The sequence below is a fragment of the Lysinibacillus sphaericus OT4b.31 genome (assembly GCF_000392615.1).
Lineage (GTDB): Bacteria > Bacillota > Bacilli > Bacillales_A > Planococcaceae > Lysinibacillus > Lysinibacillus sphaericus_B.
Genome location: NZ_KB933398.1, coordinates 3,712,448 through 3,729,285, shown reverse-complemented (window position 1 = coordinate 3,729,285; position 16,838 = coordinate 3,712,448). Strand labels below are relative to the sequence as shown.

At 37.8% G+C, this 16,838-nt stretch carries 14 protein-coding genes; 10 read left to right on the top strand and 4 right to left on the bottom strand.

Annotated elements, in window-relative coordinates; translation table 11 throughout:
• Nucleotides 1-305: 305 nt before the first annotated feature.
• The 5 genes from H131_RS17160 to H131_RS17140 all read left to right on the top strand — a co-directional run bounded on the left by H131_RS17160 (nt 306) and on the right by H131_RS17140 (nt 3,632).
• Nucleotides 306-1,385, top strand: a complete 1,080-nt coding sequence (locus H131_RS17160) for an AI-2E family transporter (protein WP_010860395.1) — start codon at nt 306-308, stop codon at nt 1,383-1,385.
• Between the two features lie 13 nt (nt 1,386-1,398).
• Nucleotides 1,399-2,013, top strand: a complete 615-nt coding sequence (locus H131_RS17155; RefSeq protein WP_010860394.1) for an NUDIX hydrolase — start codon at nt 1,399-1,401, stop codon at nt 2,011-2,013.
• A 307-nt stretch (nt 2,014-2,320) separates the two neighbouring features.
• The gene (locus H131_RS17150; RefSeq protein WP_010860393.1) at nt 2,321-2,785 is read left to right on the top strand and encodes a hypothetical protein; all 465 of its coding nucleotides are present in this window, start codon (nt 2,321-2,323) and stop codon (nt 2,783-2,785) included.
• A 22-nt stretch (nt 2,786-2,807) separates the two neighbouring features.
• Entirely contained in the window at nt 2,808-2,999 is a 192-nt protein-coding gene (locus H131_RS17145) for a hypothetical protein (RefSeq protein WP_010860392.1), read from the top strand.
• An 18-nt stretch (nt 3,000-3,017) separates the two neighbouring features.
• Nucleotides 3,018-3,632, top strand: coding sequence for an alpha/beta hydrolase (locus H131_RS17140; RefSeq protein WP_010860391.1), 615 nt, complete (start codon nt 3,018-3,020; stop codon nt 3,630-3,632).
• 87 nt (nt 3,633-3,719) lie between these two features.
• Here the strand turns inward: H131_RS17140 and H131_RS17135 are convergent, their stop codons facing one another.
• The 3 genes from H131_RS17135 to H131_RS17125 all read right to left on the bottom strand — a co-directional run bounded on the left by H131_RS17135 (nt 3,720) and on the right by H131_RS17125 (nt 7,651).
• Entirely contained in the window at nt 3,720-5,831 is a 2,112-nt protein-coding gene (locus H131_RS17135; protein WP_010860390.1) for an MMPL family transporter, read from the bottom strand.
• Between the two features lie 162 nt (nt 5,832-5,993).
• The gene (locus tag H131_RS17130) at nt 5,994-7,010 is read right to left on the bottom strand and encodes an inorganic phosphate transporter (protein WP_010860389.1); all 1,017 of its coding nucleotides are present in this window, start codon (nt 7,008-7,010) and stop codon (nt 5,994-5,996) included.
• Nucleotides 7,011-7,030: 20 nt separating this feature from the next.
• On the bottom strand, nt 7,031-7,651 hold the full coding sequence (locus H131_RS17125) for a DUF47 domain-containing protein (RefSeq protein ID WP_010860388.1): 621 nt from the start codon (nt 7,649-7,651) through the stop codon (nt 7,031-7,033).
• Between the two features lie 420 nt (nt 7,652-8,071).
• On the opposite strand from H131_RS17125, the gene H131_RS17120 reads away from it, so the two are divergent.
• Nucleotides 8,072-8,758, top strand: a complete 687-nt coding sequence (locus H131_RS17120; RefSeq protein ID WP_010860387.1) for an ABC transporter ATP-binding protein — start codon at nt 8,072-8,074, stop codon at nt 8,756-8,758.
• 1 nt (nt 8,759) lies between these two features.
• Nucleotides 8,760-10,079, top strand: coding sequence for an ABC transporter permease (locus tag H131_RS17115; protein WP_010860386.1), 1,320 nt, complete (start codon nt 8,760-8,762; stop codon nt 10,077-10,079).
• A 514-nt stretch (nt 10,080-10,593) separates the two neighbouring features.
• On the opposite strand, the gene H131_RS17110 is transcribed toward H131_RS17115, so the two are convergent.
• Complete coding sequence (locus H131_RS17110; RefSeq protein ID WP_010860385.1) at nt 10,594-11,754, bottom strand: class I SAM-dependent methyltransferase; 1,161 nt, start codon at nt 11,752-11,754, stop codon at nt 10,594-10,596.
• Between the two features lie 194 nt (nt 11,755-11,948).
• Here H131_RS17110 and putP point away from each other — a divergent pair, with 194 nt between their 5' ends.
• The 3 genes from putP (at nt 11,949) to H131_RS17095 (ending at nt 16,719) form a co-directional block, all read left to right on the top strand.
• Nucleotides 11,949-13,433, top strand: coding sequence for a sodium/proline symporter PutP (gene putP / locus H131_RS17105; RefSeq protein WP_010860384.1), 1,485 nt, complete (start codon nt 11,949-11,951; stop codon nt 13,431-13,433).
• Nucleotides 13,434-13,615: 182 nt separating this feature from the next.
• Complete coding sequence (gene hflX, locus H131_RS17100; protein ID WP_010860383.1) at nt 13,616-14,902, top strand: GTPase HflX; 1,287 nt, start codon at nt 13,616-13,618, stop codon at nt 14,900-14,902.
• A gap of 329 nt (nt 14,903-15,231) precedes the next feature.
• Nucleotides 15,232-16,719: a peptide MFS transporter gene (locus H131_RS17095; RefSeq protein WP_036131633.1), complete on the top strand. Its 1,488-nt coding sequence runs from the start codon at nt 15,232-15,234 to the stop codon at nt 16,717-16,719.
• Nucleotides 16,720-16,838 lie beyond the last annotated feature (119 nt).

Sequence of the window (16,838 nt, the reverse complement as noted above, 5' to 3'; positions counted from 1 at the left end):
GAATTTTTTTGTTTAAATCTAACGGGTCAACTAGTAAAAAGGGTTATCTTTTAAGTAAAAACAGCAGTGTTTCTCTTTGTTATTTTTTATTATCAAAAAAGTAAGGAATATGCGAAATTCTTGCAAATAGTATCTACAATGAAACAATGAGTGCTATCATCGTCTATAAGGAGTGGAAATCTTCGGTGTTTGGTGTTACTTTGGAGTTGTGAATTATTTGCTGAAGAAGAAATACTAGGATACTTGCGAAATGGTGAATATATAAGTAGTATTTTCAGTAACTGTGATAAAAGGAAGTGACGAGAGTGACGAGGAAAGTCTGGTTTCAGGTTGGAGTAGGAATTTTACTAGCTCTACTAATTGCAAAATATTTTATAGAGATTCATTGGATTTTTTCACCACTCGCTATTATACTAAAAACTATTTTTGTGCCATTGTTATTAGGTGGCGTTTTGTATTATGTGACAGAGCCAATCCAGCGGTTTTTAGAGAAACGCAGATGGCCTAGGTGGGCAAGTATACTGACGATTGTCGTTGGACTCATAGCGCTTGTAGGTGGTTTTGGTTGGATTATTGGGAGTCCCATCGCGACACAGGTAAATAATCTTGTGAAAAGTGCACCTATGATTGGAGCAAGCATTCAAGATGCATCGGATTATGTATTAAAAAACAGGGAAAATTTCCCTCCACAATTAACATCCATGATCAATCATGTAGCCAATTCAGTACAAGATATTGCAGTAGTGGCAAGTAAGGGGCTTGTTACGTTCTTACAATCTATTGTATCCGCTTCATTATTGGCTATTTTAATTCCATTCTTCTTCATTTTCATGTTGAAGGATCATGAGAAATTTGCGCCCTCCATTTATAAATATTTTAGTGGTGAACGTCGTGAATGGGTGAAAAAAACGTTAAGTGAAATTGACGATGTGTTACGTAGTTATATTCAAGGGCAACTACAAATTAGTTTTTTATTGGCATTAATTATGTATGTGGGCTTTTTAATTATTGGTTTAGAGTATTCGCTGTTACTCGTTATTTTTGCTTTTTTTATGAATATGATACCGTTTATCGGACCTTGGATTGCATTAGCGCCAGCGATTGTTGTGGCTGTAATACAAGAGCCGATGCTTGTTATTTGGGTATGTTTAGTTACGCTTGTCGCACAGCAAATTGATAGCAATTTTATTACGCCAAATGTGATGGGGAAATCACTTGATATACATCCGTTAACGGTTATTACTATCATTTTAGCGGCAGGAAATATTGCAGGATTTGTCGGTATTATTATTGCGGTACCGTTTTATGCGGTGTTGAAGGTCACCGTGTCCAATATTTATGATCAACGTAATGCGATTAAGAAAAAGGCTACGAAGTCAGTATAGGGGTCGAAATAACATGGAGCAAGAAATCGTTAAAGTTTTTAATGAACAGTACGAACAAATTGGCACAGCTACACGAGCAGAAGTGCATGAAAAGGGCTTATGGCATGAAACATTTCACTGCTGGCTTGTAAATGAGGATTATATTTATTTCCAAATTCGTAGCTCTCAGAAGAAGGATTACCCTGGTTTACTTGATATTACTGCGGCAGGACATCTGTTAGCGCTTGAAACAGTTGAAGCTGGTATTCGAGAAGTGAAGGAAGAGCTAGGGCTTAATATTGATATTCAACAAGTTGTGAGGATGGGCATGACGTCTTGTAGCATTGTATCTGAAAAGATGATAGACAATGAGTTTTGTCATGTATACTTGTATCCGTTTGAGCATGATTGGGATTCTTTTGAGTTGCAATATGAGGAAGTGTCAGGTGTCGTTAGGGCGCGACTTGATGAAGCAGAATCCTTCTTTTTGGGAGAAACAGTGACGCTTAATATTGAGGGTTATGAATACTTCCCAGACGGTAAACGAGGTAGAGTAGTACGACCTGTAAGCACAGCTCAATTCGTACCGTACCGAGAGCTCTATGTTGCACAAGTCATTCAGTTTGTCAAAAATGAGATGTATAAATAGCGCTATATAGTCACATTAACTAATAGTAGGACAAGCCAAGAACAAGGTTTGTGCTACTATTTTTAAACGGAGAAGGTAGAATTTTTTGTCCCTAGTATGTATCATCATATGAATTGCTTAAAACAGCAAGTATCATGGTTCATAAACCGCGAAGGGAAATGTAGGTTCTAGCTAGTTCCGTTTAGAAACTAAGCGTAGGCCACTATGTTTAAAAACAGCTATATTTTGACTATAATTTTATAGTACGATTTAACAGGTGAAATAAGTTATACTGTAAGGTAGATTGATAGAAAAGGAGCATTTTTAGATGCTAACATTTGAACAAAAACAAACTGTTATTGAATCATTTCCAGAACTAACGAAAAAGGAAATTTCATTGAAACGCGTAAATTATCATTTCAAGGATAGCCTTTACGAAAAGACCATTATCGTAGAAAAATTACATCCAAACGGCAATGGCTTTGTCTTTGTGGGTGATTTATTGCGTTACGAAAACGAAGCAAATGATAAAGGACTAGTGAATATTCGCGATTATGATGAGCAACAGTTACGAGAAATTATCGAAGATGCTGTTCAATATTTAGCGGAGGAGCAAGAAAAAGAAGAACCTATAGTTGAATTATGGCGCAATCGTGAGGGCGATAAATTAGAGCTTGCCTACGAGCAGCGTTCTTGGAATATTTATCATGGAGAAAATTTAGAGGAAGCCTTTGGCACATATGATGCGGCAAAGGAATATTTACTGGAAGAAGGCTTTCGCAAAAAGAACTGAGTAAGGCGGGGGAAAACTTACGATGAATGGGAAAAAACTAGTAGGAATTGTTATTGTTGTTGTTTTAGCTGTCTGTTTAATTTCAGTGATTACGATTATGAATTTTTATAAAAACAATGAAGAACAGCCAAATAGCGAAAATCGTGAAATTAATAAGTCAAAGAGCTTGAATTTAATTTTGCCACAAGCTACAATTATCTCGAATTCAAGATAATTGAGAGGTGGTCTGTTTATGCAGCACGTTTTTCATAAGGGAACCGACGAGACTAAACCAACCTTATTATTGTTACATGGTACAGGTGGCAACGAGCAGAGCTTAATTGGCCTTGCAAAGGAAATTGATGAGACAGCGAATATTTTAAGTGTTCGTGGGAATGTACTAGAAAATGGCATGCCACGCTTTTTCCGTCGATTAGCAGAAGGTGTTTTTGATATAGAAGATTTAATCTTCCGTACACAACAGTTAAATGATTTTTTGACTGAGGCTGCACAACAGTACGGTTTTGATCGTCAACGTATTGTAGCTATTGGGTACTCAAATGGCGCGAATATTGCAACGAGCTTGCTATTCCATTATAAGGATGCATTAGCAGGTGCAATATTACATCACCCTATGGTACCTAGACGAGATATCGAACTGCCAGTATTAACTTCAATGCCAGTGTTTATCGCTGCAGGTACGAATGATCCGATGTGTACAGCTGAGGAATCGCAGGACTTGGAGGCACTTTTGTCTGCTGCCGGGGCCGAAGTAATGACGAATTGGTTTAATTACGGCCATCAATTAACAATGCCTGAGGTAGAAGCGGCGAAGGCATGGTATAAAAATAATTATAGTGAAGTTTAGTATTTTTATTTAGTAAAGCTAAAAGTAATTAAAAAACCGAGACATCTGTAATCGATGTTCTCGGTTTTTCATGTTCCACATGCGGCATTATTTATTTTTTTTCGTAAATGGAAGCCACCAGTTCCAATCTCCAAATAGCTTCATTAGACTTGGAACTAGCATAAGGCGAATAATGGTTGCATCTATGGCAACGGCAAGCGCAATACCAACCCCGATTTGCTTCACTGGCATAACATCCGTGAAAGCAAATGCGCCTGTAATAACAATCATAATGAGCGCAGCAGAAGTAATGATACGACTTGTAGATGTTAGCCCATCAATTGTTGCGCGTGTATTATCTGAGCCCTTTAGATATTCTTCTTGAATACGTGATATTAAAAAGACTTCATAATCCATACTCAAGCCGAATACAAGACAGAACACGATGACAGGAATAATAAGTACGATTGAACCAGCCTCTAACCCCAAATGACCGTATTGGAAAATATACACGAGTATCCCGAATGCTGAAGATAACCCAATGATATTCATAATAATCGCTTTTATTGGAATGAGAATAGAACGGAAAGCAAGCATTAAAATAAAGAAAGTTGAGACGATAATAATCGATACAGCTAAAAAGATTTTACTAGCAATTTCATCAAAAATTTCTTGGTTAAATTTCGCATGCCCGCCAAGTGCAAAATCGACGCCTAAATCTTTATTCATCCATGTTCTAGCAAATTCTTGAGCAGCAGTTGATGAACCTGCGACATTTAATGTAATCGGTATAAACATTTGTGTATCCTTTGAAAAAGCATTCAGAAGTGGTTTTAATTGTTGTGCCGCTTGTGGGATCTTTAACGAAGCAGCTAAATCCTCTGGTGATTTGATTTGAGCAGCCGTATAAATAGTTGATACTTTGTCTACGAGCGGATCGTCGAGTAGCTTTTCTTGAATGTCGTAAATAAGGTTTCTCGCCTCATCATCTTCCCAGCCACTAGGGCGCTCCGCAAGTAAGTACATAGTGGAAGTTTCGCCTAGCCCAAATGTTTCATCTAACTTATCGTATGCCGCACGTGCATCGTATTTTGTTGGTAAAGAATCCACCTGTGGAATCGTCAGTCGAATATCCTTTAGTGGAATCATGCCGATGCCAAGTAAAAGTAAAGCTGCTATAACAATCGTTACTGGACGTTTCATCACGAAGCCTGCAAAGCCACGCCAGCGATTTGCGCCTCCTGGCTTCACACGTAGTATACGCCACTTATTCAAACGATCCCCTAGAAGCATCATTGTGGCTGGTAATAACGTGAGGCCGGAAATCACTGCAAGTAACACAACGATTGTGCCACCAAGTGCGATATTGTGAAAAATTTCTACATCAATGACAATCATTGCACCAAGACCAATCATTACACAAACCGCAGAAAATATAATGGAACGACCAGCAGTTTGAATCGACGTTTGAATAGCTTGAGCGATTGTTGCGTGTCCTCGTTCTTCGCGATAGCGATTGATAAAGAGTAGCGCAAAGTCAATGCTTAATGCGAGCCCTAGCATAGGGACAATATTTAATACGAAAATGGATAAATTAACACTACCGGTTAGTAATGTTAGAATACCGAATGCTGAGATAACTGTAACGACACCAATGATAATTGGTAATAGTGCAGCTACAACAGTCCCAAAAGCAAGTAGCAACACGACAATGGCAATAGGGAGACCAATGGCTTCAGCTGATGCTAAATCTTTTTGACTAGCTGTATTAATGTCCTCTGAAATTACCGGTCCACCCGTTATGCTGACACCATCTTCCTCTATTAAGGAACGAACCTCTTTGACGACCTCAGGAAGGTTTTTAACATCATTCTTAAAATGAACCATCGCATAGGCAATGCCATTCTTTCGCAAAGAGGTATCTTCTAGCGGGGACTGAATAGAATGAATGTCTTCGATATCCTCTAACTTGTGCAATGTCTCTTGTATTTTTTTATCTTCTGCGGGATCAAAGAGCACTAAAACTGTATCAGCAGGTAAATCAAATGTTTTTGCTAGCTCATTTGTTACATAGGAATGATCCGCTTCGACAAAAAAACCATCACCTTGGAGTTTACTTGGAAGTTGTATTGCAAACACTACCATTGCAATGAAAAGAACAAGCCATACAGCAACGATGGCCTTCGCATGTGCAGTGATGAAATTTGAGTAAGCTTTCATATTGAGTATGTTTCCCCCTTTTTAAACTAGTGTAAAGGATGTGTCACATTTTGTCGTGTGACAAAGCAAAGACTCCTGCCCATAAAGGAACAGGAGTCTTCAAAACATCCGTTGGAGATTTTAATTTTATTGAGCAGGCGTTGAAACGCATATTCAATAAAATTAAAAGAAAAGTGATAAGCACAAGTAAATAATAGATGCCATCACTGCCGAAATTGGCATTGTAATGATCCAAGTTGTTACAATCTTACGTGCCATGCCCCAGTTTACACCACGTACACGTTGTGCTGAACCAACACCCATGATAGATGAAGAAATTACATGGGTTGTAGATACTGGCAAGTGAATTAAAGTAGCACCGAAAATAACTGTTGCCGAAGCTAAGTCTGCTGCCACCCCGTTAACAGGACGAATTTTCATAATCTTACCGCCAACAGTTTTAATAATTTTATAACCACCAATAGAGGTACCAAGACCCATAGCAGTCGCTGCTGCAGCGCGGACCCAGAAAGGAATTTCGTCTCCTGTGTGCAAGCCGCCTGCGATTAATGCCATTGTCATAATACCCATCGCCTTTTGCGCATCGTTTGTACCGTGCGTAAACGATTGAATAGCAGCAGTGAAAATTTGCATTGTACGAAAGCCTTTATTTGTACGATACAAATTTAAGTTTTTGAACAGTAATTTAAACAGAGTCATCATCAGAAAACCAGCGCAAATGGCGATGATTGGCGACAGTATTAACGCCGTTAAAATTTTTGTAAAACCACCATAGTTAAGTACATTGAAACCAGCGGACGCAATAGCTGCACCAGCAATTGAACCGATTAACGTATGGGAAGAGCTTGATGGTATACCAAAATACCAAGTAAGTAAATTCCAAATAATAGCCGAGATTAATGCCGCTAAAATTACGACAGAACCCGTTGTATCTCCTTCAAAGGCATTTAAAGCAAATGGATCTACAATGTCTTTTGTAAGTGCCTTTGCTACACCCACGAAGGTGATAGCACCGATGAAATTCATTGTAGCAGCCATAATAATTGCCACACGTGGTGGTAATGCTCTAGTAGAAACCGAAGTAGCAATAGCATTTGCTGTATCATGGAAACCATTGATAAAGTCAAATGTTAGGGCAAAGATGACGACTAGTACGGTTAGTATAATAATTGTGTCCATTGTAAGTGCCCAGCTCCTAATTACGCGTTACGCATGATAATTGTTTCCATTGTGTTGGCAACGTTTTGACAATAATCAGCGATATCTTCTAATTGTTCATAAATATCTTTAAACTTAATAATTCGGATTGGATCTTTTTCATTTAAAAACAATTGCTTAATAGAAGTACGTTGCACTTCGTCACATTCGCGCTCATAGTCTTTAATTAAAATTGCATGTGGGCGCATGCCGATAAGATTCTTTTTCTTTAACTCTTCAGTTGCTTTAACAATTTCGTCAGCACTTTTAGAAATGTAGCCTAAGAAGATACGCATAGATTCGTCTACTTCTGTTAAGGAGAACATTTCAAAGTGAGCGATACAATGCTCCGTACCATCTAACACATCGTCCATACGAATCGCAAATTCTAAAATATCCTCGCGCTCGATTGGTGTCATAAACGATTTATTTAGCATAACGATAAGCTCATGAATCAGTTTATCGCCAGCTGTTTCGTAATTTTTCATTGTAATGCTAATCTCTTTCAGGTCAGCTACACTGTTAATCCGGAAATCATTTGCGTAATGTACGGCCTCTCTCATGTTCTCAGCAATTTTATGCAATGCAACAAAGAAAGGGTCTTGTTTTTTTGAGTTAAGCATGTAAATCGAATCCTCCTGGATGTATATAAAATAATCGACCTTTAAACTTTACTATCATAACAAAATCTTTAGTTTATCTACATAAAATTTATCTAATCTCCACAAAACTTTACATTGCTGTAATATGCAAAATATTCACAATTATTATTGGTGTGTATTGTCTCTATTTTTATAGATACAGAAAAATGGCTATAAAATAACATTTTTTAAAAAATGAATAACTGTTTAGTACAGGAAAGAACATGTTGTATCGTAGTTTTTTACAAATATAACAGATTCAATTGTAAAGGTATTGTAAAGGCGTTCGATTATTATTAGTGTTCCCTGTTTTCTTAAGAATATCTTCACTTTTATCCTTCGTTATTATTAAGAATTCTTCTCTACAATGGAAAAAGAAGAGAAAGGGGCGTTTAAACAATAATGATACAAGTCGAGAATTTACAACATACATTTTTAATAGGAAAAAAGGGCAAGGAAAAGCGTGTGCCAGTATTAAAAGGCGTAAACTTCGAAGTCAAGGAGGGCGAGATTGTTGCAATTGTTGGCAAAAGTGGCTCTGGTAAATCAACTTTACTACAAATTTTAGCGGGGTTTATGAAGTCAGAACAAGGCTCCATTAATGTAAACGGACAGGAAACTGCGACGCTTACGGAAACGGAGAGCGCTGCTTTTCGCTTGCAACAGTTCGGATTTATCTTTCAAAACTTTCAACTAATGCCGGGCTTAACAGCTTTTGAAAATATTGAGTTACCTTTGAAATTACAAAGTACTAGCAAGGCAGTACGAAAAGAGAAAGTAAAAAAATTAATGAACAAGGTCGGACTAGCAGAGGTAGCAGACCATTATCCGAATGAATTATCAGGTGGTCAGCAACAGCGTGTTAGTATTGCAAGGGCCTTGATTACGAATCCACCTATTTTACTAGCGGATGAGCCAACAGGAAGTCTAGACTCTGAAACAGAGCAGGATATTTTACTACTGATTCAAAGCTTGAATCGGGAATTGGGCTTAACGTTTGTCATCATTACGCACGATGAAGAAGTAGCGTCGATTGCACATCGTCGTTTTCGTATGTATGATGGCGAACTTGTAAAGGAGGAGGCGTAACATGTTATTTAAAGACCAACTAGACTTTGTCACACAGCATATTAAGAAAAATAAATTACGAGTTTTTATGACAGTATTAGCGGCAACAATGGGTTGTGCATTTTTGATTGTACTAGCATCCATAGGTTTTGGCTTACAAGATTCCATTCGCAATGAAATACTTTCAGATGAAAAGGTTACGAAAATCCAAGTACATGGTGACGGGCAATTTACAGATGAACAAATAGATGAAATTAAAGCAATTGAGCATGTAGAAACTGTTCTAGAAACCGTTACGGTCAATGCAAGCGCGCACTCATTTTTTGAGAATCGTGATACAAACGGTAATTTATTTGTAACAAATATGAAGGATTTCGAGAGAGTGACGGGGAAACTATCGGAAGGGAAATATCCGACAAAGGCAAATGAAATCATTGTAGGGTACCACTTTGGTCAAACATTATTAAATGATGCCGAACGTGATGTGATTCAAGATAAAAATAAAAAAGCTGAAGCAGAGGGAACATATTATGATGGCCATGAGGAAGGTTATAAAGACTCCTTAATTGGTAAAGAAATTGAAATGTCTTTATTGCCGAATACTTCCGAAGCGACTGAGACTGAAAAAAAGAAATATACAATTGTCGGTGTGACTAAAAAACCCTCTTATGATTGGATGATTGACAACGCTGTTTATATGGATACACAACAGCAAGCGGTATTAGCAACAAACATGTCAACAACAGGAAATCTACAAGCCGATGAAATGTTCTATTCGGAATTTAACATCTTTGCAGACAGTATGGAAAATGTAAAACCGATTTTAGAGAAGTTGAAAGAAAAAGGCTATAGTGTTTTCTCTGTAACAGAACAATTAGAGCAATTGGATGTATTTTTCCTTGTATTGAAGATTGGATTAATATTTGTTGGGACAATCGCAGTATTAATTGCTTCAATTGGGATTTTTAATACGATGACGATGGCTGTTACAGAGCGTACACGTGAAATTGGTGTATTAAAGGCAATTGGGGCTAGTCCAAAGCTTATTCAACGTTTGTTCTTAATGGAGAGCACGTTTATCGGGCTTTTGGGAACACTGATAGCTGTAGTGATTTCATATGTCATTAGTTTTGCAGCTAATGTGGTATTACCATTAATTCTAAAAGCAGCAACTGGAGAAGATGCTTTTAGTACGAATGACATTACGTTTTCGCTCATTCCGTGGCAACTTGTCATTATTGCATCGGCTATAAGTATTGGAGTAGCGATGATTTCCGGCTACCGACCAGCCCGTAAGGCAACGAAAATAGATGTCATTCAAGCATTACGACAAGAGTTATAATTCACAGCCCATCAATATAAAGACTAAGCTGATGGACAGGAATATCGCGTAAATTTTTGATAGAAACCTTATGAGTAATAAAAGTATTTTTCTATTAGTGACATATATCTTGTCTAAGGTCAGATTGAAGACAAAAGGTTTCGGGAATGCTAGGCATTCCCGAAACCTTTTTCTGTGCTCTTTTGTTCTAAACTAGTGTTGCCCTGTACAGCCTGTGTCTCTTATGATAACTGTTACAGCAGTTTGTGCATCGGAGCGAGCTTCTTTGAAATTTATTGTATCAGTTTAGAGAGGAACAAGCTGCGAGCCTCCTGCGGAAGAAAGAACCAGCTAGAACCCGCACAGAGCATTCAAAGGGGACGCTAGATGGTTCGTCCACGGAAAGGTAGTGGCTTTTTCCGGGCCTGATTATTATTACTTCCTTAAAAAAACAAAGACTGTAGGCAAACTCGACTTTGCCAATTTGAACTGTGCCACAATGAGTAAAGACATTTCTTGTCACGGGTTTTCATAATTATAAGTATGATTTTAGTTCATTTGCTAAAAATGGTTTTGCATTCAACAATGTTACAAAGGCATCATATTCGGCACGTTGTTCGAGACTTGGCTTTTTGCCAGTACGATACGCTCGTATGAGAATATTTTTTGGAGTGTTTTCCATGTCTATAAACTCCAGCAATTGAGCTTCATAGCCTACGAGTGATAGTATTTCTGCGCGAATTGAATCGGTTGCTAAAGCAGCAAATCGTTCACGTACAAGCCCGTGCTGTAACATAATGTCGAGCGCCGGAGTATGAAGTTGCTGGTTTAACTCATGTTGGCAACAAGGTACACTTAAAATAACGCTTGCTCCCCATTTGACAGCGCGCGATAAAGCCATATCTGTTGCTACATCGCAGGCATGTAATGTAACCACCATGTCCACTGTGGACTCATCATTATAGTCATTAATATCCCCGACTAAAAATTCAAGCTGTTCATAGCCTAAGTCCTGCGCGATACGGGAGCACTCCTCGATCACTTCCTTTTTTAAATCCAAGCCAGTGACGCGAATGTCCAAGCCCTTTTCAATTTTTAAATAATGGTATAAAGCAAAGGTTAAATAGGATTTTCCTGAACCAAAATCTAAAATACGGACTGGGCGATCCTTAGGTAAATAAGCTAGAGCATCATCGATAAATTCAATGAAACGGTTAATTTGCTTAAACTTATCGTACTTTTGTTTTTTTACCTTACCTTCTTCTGTTTGTACACCAAGTCGAATTAGAAAGGGGTAAGGTGTCGCATCATCTAGTAAATAGTTTTTCTTACGATTATGGGAAAGGTTAACTTGTTTTGGTACCGCTAAATTATCGGATTTCCATAATACTTTGTTTTTTTTCGAAAGTTGTACTTGTACTTTTTCGCCAATAAAGTCTACATGTGCTTGGCGAAAATCTTCGAAAAAAGCTTCAAGCTTTGTGGAGAAATCCGTCAAATGGACGTTTTCATGTTTCAAGATGCGTTCATATTGGTATTCAATCTGTATATGGTAAGCATCTTTTAACTTTAAAGGTTTTAGTTTAATACGTTTTACTTCATTCGATTTCATGCGTGGCTGGCTAATTGTTGCCGCTACAAGTTGCTGTTGTAAAATTTGCTCTAGAAGTTGAGCTTTCATTTCTTCAAATGTCATGTTTTCTCCTTCTTTATTGTGTGATAGATGGCATTAGTGTAACACAATTTATAAAGTACATTGCTACTTTGAAATTCAAAAATAATTTCATGATTTTTCTGAATGTTTATGGGTGAAATTGTATATTCGTGGTATCTTTAGTATAGTAATTCTTTTTAATTTGGTGATACTAAAGACGAATAGGGGGAGAAAATATGTCAGATAACATGTATCAATTACTTGCGATTACTATTTATATGGTCGCTATGCTTGCAATCGGATGGTACGCTTTTGTTAAAACGTCAAATCTGACGGATTATATGCTTGGCGGTCGTTCGCTAGGTCCAGCAGTAACAGCGCTTAGTGCGGGTGCAGCGGATATGTCTGGCTGGCTTTTAATGGGCTTACCGGGTGCTATTTTTTTATCAGGACTTGTTGAAGCTTGGATAGCCATTGGATTAACAGTCGGTGCCTATTTGAACTGGTTATTTGTCGCACCGAGGTTACGTGTTTATACACAAGTTACCAATGATTCAATTACCATTCCGAGTTATTTGGATAATCGTTTACGTGACAGTACAAAGCTCATAAGAATTGCTTCAGGTATTATCATTCTAATATTTTTTACATTTTATGTATCTTCAGGAATGGTAGCAGGAGGCAAGTTCTTTGATAGTTCATTTGGCTATGACTACCATACTGGTTTATTAATTGTATCTGGTGTTGTAGTTGCCTATACATTATTTGGAGGATTTTTAGCGGTTAGTTATACTGACTTTTTACAAGGTCTCATAATGTTTTTAGCACTTGTTACAGTTCCGTTAGTTGGGTTGTATTTAACAGGTGGATTAGGAGATACAATTGCATCTATTAAGGCGGTTAACCCAGAACATTTGAACTTATTACCGACAACGGCAACAGCCGCAGCTATTATTTCCTCATTGGCATGGGGATTAGGTTATTTTGGACAACCGCATATTATTGTTCGTTTTATGGCGATTAGCTCAGTGAAAGAGACAAAGCAAGCTCGTCGTATTGGTATTGGTTGGATGATGTTAAGCCTTTTTGGTGCGATTGGCACAGCGTTGGTAGGTGTTGCTTATTTTGAACAAAATGCTGGAGAGTTAAAGGATGCTGAGACTGTCTTCATTGTGCTCGGTCAAACTTTATTCCATCCATTTATTGCTGGTATTATGTTAGCTGCCATCTTAGCTGCTGTTATGAGTACCATTTCATCACAGTTAATTGTTACTTCTTCGGCACTTGTGGAAGACATTTATAAAGCATTATTTAATAAGACGGCCGATGATAAGCATTATGTCTTTGTGGGTCGTGCGGCTGTGTTAGTTGTTGCAATTATTTCAGCCGTTTTAGCATGGAACCCCGACAGTTCTATTTTAAGTTTAGTAGGCTTCGCTTGGGCTGGCTTCGGTGCGGCGTTTGGTCCAGTGATATTACTGTCATTATATTGGAAAAAGCTAACGAATTACGGAGCCCTAAGTGGTATGGTGGCAGGTGCGGCTACAGCGTTTATCTGGGGAAAAATCGATGTATTAGCTGATGCATTATACGAAATTGTTCCAGGATTCTTAGTGTGCTTAATCGTTGCCGTTATTGTCAGTATTTTGACATATAGACCAAATAAAGATATTGAGAATGAATTTAATCGTACGGAAGAATTATTAAAAGAAGAAAGATAAATCAACTACATGCGCCCTAAGCTTAGAGGGCGCATTTTTTCAGATGTGTCTGGACGGGGTGTTTCATCACTTTAATCCGTTCGTATTCTATATCTTCTAAAAGACATAGATTGGGGGCATTATATGGTAAGATGGAGAAAATTTGTCGTAGCGTTACCAATGCGTTGGTGGGAGGTTTGTGAATGGATAGAATTAAGGAAGTAGATGTATTACAGGAAAAGGCAATTTTAGTTGGCGTGAATTTACGTAACGATGCGCATTTTGCTTATTCCATGGAAGAGCTAACGAATTTAGCAGAAGCTTTAAATGTAGAAGTCATCGGCACTGTGACACAAAACTTAGAGCGTGTCACGCCTTCACATTATGTGGGAACTGGGAAAATAGAAGAGATTAAAAATTTCTATGATGAGGCACAAGCCAATCTTGTCATTTTTAATGATGAATTGTCCCCTTCGCAAATCCGCAATCTAGAACGTGATTTAGCAACAAAGGTTATTGATCGGACGATGTTGATTTTAGATATTTTCGGTCGTCGTGCTAAAACTCGTGAGGCACAAATGCAGGTAGAATTGGCACAGCTTCAATATATGTTGCCACGTTTAGTCGGATTACATGCTTCACTTAGCCGTCAAGGTGGAGGTACAGGTGGTGGCTTTAAAAACCGTGGAGCTGGTGAAACAAAACTTGAGTTAGATCGCCGTAAAATTGAGGACCAAATCTCGAAAATTAAAAAAGATTTAGAGCAAGTGAAGGAACAACGGGAGACACAGCGTAAGCAGAGACGTAAAAATGATATACCCGTCGTATCCCTTGTCGGCTATACGAATGCAGGGAAATCAACTATCATGAATCAGCTTCTTACGAAAATTGGACAAGAAGACCATAAACAAGTATTTGAGAAAGATATGCTATTTGCTACACTTGAGACGTCTGTCCGTCAGATTGAGTTAGCTGATAACAAATCGTTTTTATTAACCGATACAGTCGGCTTTGTTAGTAAATTGCCTCATCATTTAGTGAAGGCATTCCGCTCGACATTAGAAGAGGCCCGTGATGCAGATCTACTGCTCCATGTTGTGGATGTTTCAAATGAAGAACATGGTTTTATGATGGATGTTACAAATGAAACGTTAAAAGCAGTGGGTGTTGAAGGAATCCCAACTATTTATGTTTATAATAAAGCGGATTTAGCAAATGTTCCTCATCCTGTAATCAGTGGTGACAATATTTGGATTTCTGCAAAGCAGGGTGTTGGCTTAGACGATTTAATACAAACGATACGTCAGCATATTTTCTGTGATTATATATCATGTAAAATGCTCATTCCTTATGAGCAAGGAAATGTGGTGTCTTATCTTAACGAAAATGCATCCATTCATGAAACGGCATACGAAGAAGAGGGCACATTACTGACGCTTGAAGCAAAAGAGGTAGATTATGCAAAGTTTCAGCAATATGTCATTAAATAGCAGTAATGGAGTCAACGGCGATTATTCGTCGTTGATTTTTTTATGCGTAAAAAATGGAAAATTCAGATTTGAAATTATTTTAAAATAATTTAAAGCAAGAAGCCAAAGGGAGGCTGGTGAAAGTGTAAGAAAACTTAGATATATCAATGAGTTTGGCGAAAATAATTGGAATCAATCAGAATTTAAAGAAAAATGATAAATTTTCAACATTTTTAAAAACTGTTGATAAAGTCATGAAAACGCTTTAGTATGATGAAATATAGTTTTTTATCCTTATTAATGGGCAATAATATTTTTAAGGAATAATGAAAATGGGAGAGGATATTGTTATGTCTACTAAAGATGAAATTGTAAAATCCGTCCCTCAAAAAGGCTTTGTCGGACATCCTAAAGGGCTCTTCACTTTGTTTTTCACTGAATTTTGGGAACGTTTTTCATACTACGGTATGCGAGCGATTCTAATATTCTTTATGTATTATGAGTTGCATGAAGGCGGTTTAGGCTTAGATCGTGGTACAGCAAACTCAATTATGGCCATTTATGGATCACTTGTCTATATGTCAGGTATAATCGGTGGTTGGATTGCCGACCGACTTTTAGGTACACGTAGAACTATATTTTATGGTGGCGTGTTAATTATGATTGGTCACTTACTGTTAGCGCTGCCTGGAGGCGTAAGCATGTTGTTTGTCTCAATGGCCTTTATTGTTATTGGTACTGGGTTATTAAAACCAAATGTCTCAAGTATTGTTGGAGATATTTATGCTCAGACAGATAGTCGTCGCGACGCAGGATTTTCAATTTTCTATATGGGTATTAATATGGGTGCATTTATTGCGCCGTTTATTGTCGGAACAATTGGACAAAAGTATAGTTTCCATTTAGGGTTCGGTTTAGCAGGCATTGGGATGCTAATTGGTTTAATTGTTTATAAAGCAACTGAGAAAAAGTATTTAGGTTTAGCGGGCTTACAAGTAAATAATCCGTTAAAGCCTGAAGAACGTAAAAAAGTATTCACGCAATTCGGCATTATTGCCTTACTTATAATAATTGCAGGTGCGATTGGCATAAAAACGGGCATACTAACGATGAATGTCTTTAGTTTAATCATTACTGCATTAGGTATTATCATTCCAACGGTGTTCTTTATCTATATGTATCGCAGTGAGAAAACAACAAAGGACGAAAAATCTCGTCTGCTTGCTTATATTCCACTGTTTTTATCTGCTGTAATGTTCTGGGCCATACAAGAACAAGGCGCAACTATTTTAGCAACGTATGCAGATGAACGTACACGTTTAAACATTGGTGGTTTCCAACTTCAATCGTCTTGGTTCCAATCGTTAAACCCGTTATTCGTTATTACCATGGCGCCGTTATTTGCAATGCTATGGCTAAAATGGGGCGATAAGCAACCGTCGACACCACGTAAGTTCTCGTATTCATTATTCTTTGCAGGTTTGTCGTTTTTAGTTATGATGATTCCAGCGCACTTTTCAGATGGACAAGCATTGGTGAGTCCTTGGTGGTTAGTGTTGTCATTTTTCTTAGTCGTAATAGGCGAATTATTGCTATCGCCAGTAGGTCTTTCAGCTACAACGAAGTTAGCACCACAGGCTTTTGCAGCGCAGACAATGTCACTTTGGTTCTTAACAAGTGCCGCAGCGCAAGCAATCAATGCCCAGCTTGTAAAAGTATATGAAGTTGTAAGTGAATTCACCTACTTTGGCTTTTTAGGTTTCTTGTCGATTATTATTGGTGTGATCATATTATTGCTGTCACCAATTATTTCTAAAGCAATGCGTGGTATTAATTAGTATAAGGATGTCGGGGTAGTCTAGTGATGGACTGCTCTTGGCATCTTTTTTGTCTTTCTTGAGGTTGAAATGCTAAATAAGGCAATAAGTTTCTGTGTAGAAAAGCAACTTTTTTCGTT

Excerpts from the sequence above, each read along its gene's own strand:
- H131_RS17130 (WP_010860389.1), bottom strand. The coding sequence starts at position 7,010 with ATGGACACAATTATTATACTAACCGTACTAGTCGTCATCTTTGCCCTA.
- hflX (WP_010860383.1), top strand. The coding sequence starts at position 13,616 with ATGGATAGAATTAAGGAAGTAGATGTATTACAGGAAAAGGCAATTTTA.
- H131_RS17110 (WP_010860385.1), bottom strand. The coding sequence starts at position 11,754 with ATGACATTTGAAGAAATGAAAGCTCAACTTCTAGAGCAAATTTTACAA.
- H131_RS17095 (WP_036131633.1), top strand. The coding sequence starts at position 15,232 with ATGTCTACTAAAGATGAAATTGTAAAATCCGTCCCTCAAAAAGGCTTT.
- H131_RS17140 (WP_010860391.1), top strand. The coding sequence starts at position 3,018 with ATGCAGCACGTTTTTCATAAGGGAACCGACGAGACTAAACCAACCTTA.
- putP (WP_010860384.1), top strand. The coding sequence starts at position 11,949 with ATGTCAGATAACATGTATCAATTACTTGCGATTACTATTTATATGGTC.
- H131_RS17115 (WP_010860386.1), top strand. The coding sequence starts at position 8,760 with ATGTTATTTAAAGACCAACTAGACTTTGTCACACAGCATATTAAGAAA.
- H131_RS17155 (WP_010860394.1), top strand. The coding sequence starts at position 1,399 with ATGGAGCAAGAAATCGTTAAAGTTTTTAATGAACAGTACGAACAAATT.
- H131_RS17135 (WP_010860390.1), bottom strand. The coding sequence starts at position 5,831 with ATGAAAGCTTACTCAAATTTCATCACTGCACATGCGAAGGCCATCGTT.
- H131_RS17150 (WP_010860393.1), top strand. The coding sequence starts at position 2,321 with ATGCTAACATTTGAACAAAAACAAACTGTTATTGAATCATTTCCAGAA.
- H131_RS17125 (WP_010860388.1), bottom strand. The coding sequence starts at position 7,651 with ATGCTTAACTCAAAAAAACAAGACCCTTTCTTTGTTGCATTGCATAAA.
- H131_RS17120 (WP_010860387.1), top strand. The coding sequence starts at position 8,072 with ATGATACAAGTCGAGAATTTACAACATACATTTTTAATAGGAAAAAAG.
- H131_RS17145 (WP_010860392.1), top strand. The coding sequence starts at position 2,808 with ATGAATGGGAAAAAACTAGTAGGAATTGTTATTGTTGTTGTTTTAGCT.